Genomic DNA, 287 nt, shown 5'->3' on the forward strand with positions numbered 1-287 from the left:
GGACCTGACCCCTGTTTGGTAGACACCTGATATCCAGCCCAGTTGGGTTGGGAAGAAAGGTAATCTACCACCATGCCTAGGTACTCCGAACAGTTCAAACGTGATGCTGTGGCCCTCTACGAAAACAATGAGGACCTCTCACTTCACGCGGCTTCAGCAGAGCTTGGAGTCAATCGTTCCTCACTTTATTCCTGGCTTAAGCAGTACGGCACCGGCAAGCGTGCCCGCACGAAGACCATGCGTGACAAGGCGAAGGCGACGACTGATTCTGAACGGATCCGCCAGCT

Annotated in this window: 1 protein-coding gene; it reads left to right on the forward strand. The window is 54.4% G+C overall.

The window, feature by feature from the left end:
- Positions 1-72 precede the first annotated feature (72 nt).
- The coding region (locus HMPREF2760_RS05525; RefSeq protein ID WP_070596805.1) for an IS3 family transposase at positions 73-287 on the forward strand (215 nt) is incomplete at its 3' end.

It is taken from the genome of Corynebacterium sp. HMSC065D07 (assembly GCF_001810695.1).
GTDB lineage: Bacteria > Actinomycetota > Actinomycetes > Mycobacteriales > Mycobacteriaceae > Corynebacterium > Corynebacterium hesseae.